This is a genomic window from Thermodesulfobacteriota bacterium (assembly GCA_036397855.1).
GTDB lineage: Bacteria > Desulfobacterota_D > UBA1144 > Nemesobacterales > CSP1-2 > DASWID01.
The window spans coordinates 1-5,273 of the sequence record DASWID010000126.1; the positions used below are offsets into that span (position 1 = coordinate 1).

The 5,273-nt window shown below is 45.1% G+C and carries 4 protein-coding genes; 2 read left to right on the plus strand and 2 right to left on the minus strand.

The window, feature by feature from the left end:
- On the minus strand, window positions 1–651 hold a 651-nt coding region (locus VGA95_10045), incomplete at its 3' end, for a nitrilase-related carbon-nitrogen hydrolase (protein ID HEX9666880.1).
- Window positions 652–752: 101 nt separating this feature from the next.
- A complete protein-coding gene (locus VGA95_10050; GenBank protein ID HEX9666881.1) occupies window positions 753–1,139 on the minus strand; it encodes a hypothetical protein in 387 nt (128 codons plus the stop codon).
- Window positions 1,140–1,843: 704 nt separating this feature from the next.
- On the opposite strand from VGA95_10050, the gene VGA95_10055 reads away from it, so the two are divergent.
- Window positions 1,844–3,535, plus strand: a complete 1,692-nt coding sequence (locus VGA95_10055) for a thiamine pyrophosphate-binding protein (GenBank protein HEX9666882.1) — start codon at window positions 1,844–1,846, stop codon at window positions 3,533–3,535.
- 200 nt (window positions 3,536–3,735) lie between these two features.
- Window positions 3,736–5,058: an MFS transporter gene (locus VGA95_10060; GenBank protein ID HEX9666883.1), complete on the plus strand. Its 1,323-nt coding sequence runs from the start codon at window positions 3,736–3,738 to the stop codon at window positions 5,056–5,058.
- Window positions 5,059–5,273: the final 215 nt, after the last annotated feature.

A 5,273-nucleotide genomic window follows, 5' to 3' on the forward strand; every position in this document is an offset into this window, starting at 1 on the left:
AGGACTGGTGTCTGCATCAAGGAGCTTGTCCTCTCCTCTTTTCCAATTCCCTGGCCAAACTGCTATATGAAAGTCTTCTCCTCTATGAATCATGGCTGCTCTGACGAGAGGCATATGGTTTTCCCAGCAGATAAGCCCTCCTATCCTACCTATTTCAGTGTCAAAGACCCTTATATCATCTGGACCACCCTGACCCCAGTATAGCCTCTCAGTGTAAGTGGGCATAAGCTTCCTATGCCTTCCAATAACATCCCCATTTTTGCCAATAAAAAGTAGAGAATTGTAGATGGTACAGCTACCCTGACGATCATCGAGTTCGTTGCATCCGATCACCACATATGCTCCAGCTTCCTTTGCAGCATGTCCTAAAATTTTTGTATCTTCGCCGGGTATTAATATCGAGTTATCCTGAAGCGCAAGCATATAATCTGTCCACTCATGTGGAGGGGTCTCATAACCAACGGTGTAGTACGCAGGGTAACCTGGAATAAAAGCTTCTGAAAAGGCAATGAGTTCGGCACCATTTCTTCCGGCTTCCCTTATCAATTTACACGCCTTGTCTATAGTCTTTTGCTTGTCCATAAAAACTGGAGAGGCCTGAACCACAGCTACTTTAACCTTTTCTCTTCCGCCCAAAATCTTTTTATCCATTTCTATTCCTCAATGTAAGAAAAATTGTTTTCATTTTTTAAATTATCAAAATGGCTAATCAATATCTTTCCCTAAAAATTCTGATATATCCCGGAGAAGGTTCACGTTATTATTATATTCTTATCCGGCGGTTTCTGGTGATGAGGACCAGGACTTTCCAGTTTTGCCATGATAAGTGAGAAAAGCCTGTTCTTAAATTCCTCGTCGTAGGCACAGATCGAGGGAATTATAAATCCCAAAAGTGCTATCTGCAGAAGATATTCGGTATTTGCTAGAATATATTCCTCTTGAAATTGTCCACCGTGTGTTCTAAGCAGGTTATTGTATATCGCATCTCCAAGCTCACCAACAACTTCACCAACGCTTTTGTCACCTCCTTTATGTCGTGCTGCGACACCCAGATTAAATGCCGAGGTTACTGTACCTAACAAATCACCTGGCTGTGGTTGACCCTGTGGTGGACCCTGCGGTTGACCTTGTTCTTCCATGTCGTAAAACCTCCGATGAATAATATAACAGTTAAAACATATTAAAATTTATCCAGTATGTATTCAAGTCTCAGAATTTTTTAATACACTTGTTGATGCTTTGTCGAGTAACATTGGTTATTGTTCGAATAGTAGGTCAAATTGGAACTAAAGATATGATTCCATTGCGGAGTCAGCGCTGATTTGAGCGAGTGAGCCCGCACTTGTAGCTGATCGATTATCCATAATCCTTTTTTTCCTTTCTTTGTCTTGATACAAAGAAACAATCCTTCGACCCTTCGATCAAACTCAGGGTACAAGGACAAGGCTACCCCTTGTTGTCATTCCCTAATGCTACCCGATAGAGACGTTCGAGTACGGGCTTAATAGAGAATCCAGAGCCTGTCCCCGCGTGTTTCTGGCGGGGATGGATCCCCGACTACTGATTTCGGGGATGACATAACGACTAAAAAATTTAATTCAACCACAACCCGGTCATCCTGAATTTATTTCAGGATCTAATGGAAACAAGAGATGCTGAAACAAGTTCAGCATGACTATGACATTCATCCTCCTAACGCAATTTTTGGAAGGCCAACGATATCCATTTCATTTAGATCAACTTATACAGACATTAGAACGAATCTGACATTATTGAGTTTGAATAATTGATTTAAAAAGCCATTAATGTATAAGTATTAATATAGATTGAGAGGAGGGAAAAAATGGCTAAGGTTCATGGTGGATGGCTGGTAGCAAAGACACTGAATGAGCTTGGTGTTAAAGAGATATTTTCACTCAGTGGGGGACACATAAACCCAATCTACGATGCGTGTCAGGATTTCGGCATAAGGATTATTGACACCCATCACGAGCAGGGCGCATCCATGGCCGCCGACGCCTACGGCAGGGTCAAGAGAAAACCTGCCATCTGTCTTGTCACAGCCGGTCCAGGATTTACAAACACAGTTACAGGAATTGCCGGAGCCTATTTATCCAATTCCCCTCTAATTCTTCTCTCTGGAAAATCAGGGATTGAAGAACAGGAGAGACTCCCTCTTCAAGATATAGATCAGCAATCAATTATTTCTCCTATCACAAAATGGGCAAGTACAATATTCGATACAAAACGAATACCAGAATACATAACCACAGCCTATAAGAAAGCAATCACAGGAAAGCCGGGGCCCGTATACCTTGGGATGCCCTATGAAGTGTTATATGCAAGCTGTAATGAGGAACAGGTCAACCGATACAACACAGTCATGCCTTCTAGTAAAGTAGAGCCTCCTCAGGAATCCATTACTCAAGCCATTGAGATGTTTAAAGCCTCAACGAGACCTCTAGCAATAGCCGGAAGCGGGGCTTGGTATGCCGACGCGGATAAAGAACTGCTAAGGTTTTTAGACAATGTGAAGATTCCGATTTATACATTAAATTTTGGAAGGGGAATCGTCTCGGACAACCATAAGCAATGCTTCGGTGCTGCAAGCCTTTCCGGCCCTGTAGGCTTCAAGAAGATATCCTCGGAGGCAGATTTAATACTGCTCTTAGGCATAAGACTAAGCCTTTACATTGGCTTCGGGAGATCCTTCAATCCCGAGGCAAAAATAATTCAGGTGGATATCGATCCCGGAGAAATAGGGAGAAATAGACCGGCAGATTTGGGAATCGTAAGTGACATAAGTAAATTCCTCTTTCATTTCTCAAATTATATAGAAGAAAACTCAATCAAGCTGACCTACGAGCCATGGTTTAAACAGGCAAGGACCTGGAGAGATGAGGAATGGGAGGCGTCAGAGGAGATTAGGAACTCCGATAAAACCCCTATCCACGCACTCAGGGTAATAAAGGAAGTGGAAGAGATGCTAGGAGAAGATGGAATGTTGGTCATAGACGGCGGCGACACGCAGGCGTGGACAGACGGCACCTACAGGGTAAGGAAACCAGGGCATTACGTAAAGGGCGGACCCCTCGGCTGCATGGGGGTCGGGGTCCCCTTTGCGATTGGCACAAAAGTCGCCTGCCCTGAAAAACAAGTGGCACTTATAAGTGGAGATGGCGCAATAGGGATGAATTTCATGGAGTTTGAAACGGCAATACGACATAAGATCCCATTTGTTGCCGTCGTGTGCAACGATCAGTCATGGGGAATGACAAAGCATCAACTATGGCTTACCTATGGAAGGGAAAGGCCTACGGTGGGTGTCGATCTTGAGCTTACCCCGTTTCATGAGATGGTGAAGGTCCTGGGCGGATATGGAGAATTGGTGACGGAACCTGCCAAGATACGTGGCGCCATTGAGAGGGCAATTTCCTCAGGTGTACCCTCACTTATAAATATCACTACGGACCCTGAGGCCATAAGCCCTTCAACATATGGGCTTACCCAGATGATGCTACCAAAGGAAAATTAAAAATATTCGGGAATAACCAAAACATAATCCCAGCTTAGCCGATTTATGCAATCAAGATCCTTTGGTCGTCTACCCGAAATTTAATTTCGGAAATATTAGAATCCCCGTTCATCTTTGATCATTTGTCATTTGTAAGTTGTTTTAAATAAAATTACAAAGCACTAAATACTATGGGACAAACAACCAAAGAAGGATAACGAATGAGGAAAAATGACTCCAAGACGATTTTCGGCTGGTGCATGTACGACTGGGCAAACTCAGCATACTCGACAACGGTTGCCGCAGGGCTCCTTCCAGTATACTTCGCCACCGTCGTAGTAGGTCCTGATGGCTTTACGATTGGAGGCACTAGTTTCAGCGCTACGACACTCTGGGGAATAATCGTCGGTATGGCTGCTTTAACCACATTTCTTGTAACTCCCGTACTTGGTGCAATCGCAGACTTTGCGAATGCCAAGAAGCGTTTTTTACTTCTATTTGCCTACACGGGTTCGCTTTTTACCTTATTTCTCTACTTTACTCAGGAGGGAGATGTGTTGAGCTCCCTGATCCTCTTCTTCATCACGCAGGTGTGTTTCATCGGCGCCAATGTATTTTACGATGCTTTCCTCCCCCACATCTGTAGGAGCGAGGAAATGGATATGATCTCCAGCAAGGGTTTTTCATACGGGTATATAGGCGGAGGCCTCCAGTTTGCGCTCACCCTTGCGCTTGTTGCGGGACACAATTTGATTGGAATATCTCAACCGCTAGCCGTGCGGATTGGCATACTTGGCGCGGGGCTTTGGTGGGCAGGTTTTACGATCTTTACAGCGAAAAATCTCATTGAAACGCGTCGAACAAGTTCTCGTTCAGACCATCAGGGGGACCTTGGTTTGTCTCCCTTGGTATACGCGCGCGTGGGCTTTTCACGACTGATTCAAACCACGAAGCACGCTCGGAGGTTTCGACACCTTGTGATTTTCCTAATCGCCTACATGCTTTATAACGACGCAATACAAACAGTACTGGATATGGCTACCATATACGGAGCGGAGGAGCTCAAACTCTCGGCAACCTCACTCCTTGTCACGCTCCTGATTATCCAGCTGGTTGCCGCCGTTGGGGCATTTATATTTGGCAGCTTCGCGGCGCTTGTCGGTACAAAAAGAGCCGTCATGACAACACTTGCACTGTGGTCTTTGATTGTAGTTTATGCCTACTTCATAACAACGACCCACCAGTTTTTTGCCGCTGGCGTTATGGTTGGAATCGTTATGGGCGGGTCTCAGGCACTCAGCCGCTCGTTTTACGGCTCGATGATTCCGAAGGAGGCGAGCGCCGAGTTCTATGGCTTTTACACGGTCTTTAGTAAATTCTCGGCAATCTGGGGCCCTTTTGTATTCGCCTTCATTCGCCAGACTACCGGCTCGGCAAGGAACTCAATTCTTTCACTCGTGGTTTTTTTCATAGTCGGGCTTGTTCTCTTATATTTCGTTGACGAAAAAAAGGCGCGGGAAGCAAAGCTAGCTGGTGCCTTTTAGTGGAGGGTCATTGTTTTTAGGATTATTTCATTCGGGTCCTGACATAACTTCACGCCGAAAAAATCGGGACTGCAAAGTGGTTCATTGAACCAAAGCATCCCCCCTACTGAGCAAAGTTATACCCCGTGCATCCAGCCCAGTCGAAGGATGATATGTGATCTATTTTCATTTGTGGCCGCACTTCGACCCTTCGACGCGGCTCAGGACGGAGTTTC

Bases quoted from the DNA above. Each gene is read 5' to 3' on its own strand.
- VGA95_10060 (HEX9666883.1), top strand. From the start codon at position 3,736: ATGAGGAAAAATGACTCCAAGACGATTTTCGGCTGGTGCATGTACGAC.
- VGA95_10055 (HEX9666882.1), top strand. From the start codon at position 1,844: ATGGCTAAGGTTCATGGTGGATGGCTGGTAGCAAAGACACTGAATGAG.
- VGA95_10050 (HEX9666881.1), bottom strand. From the start codon at position 1,139: ATGGAAGAACAAGGTCAACCGCAGGGTCCACCACAGGGTCAACCACAG.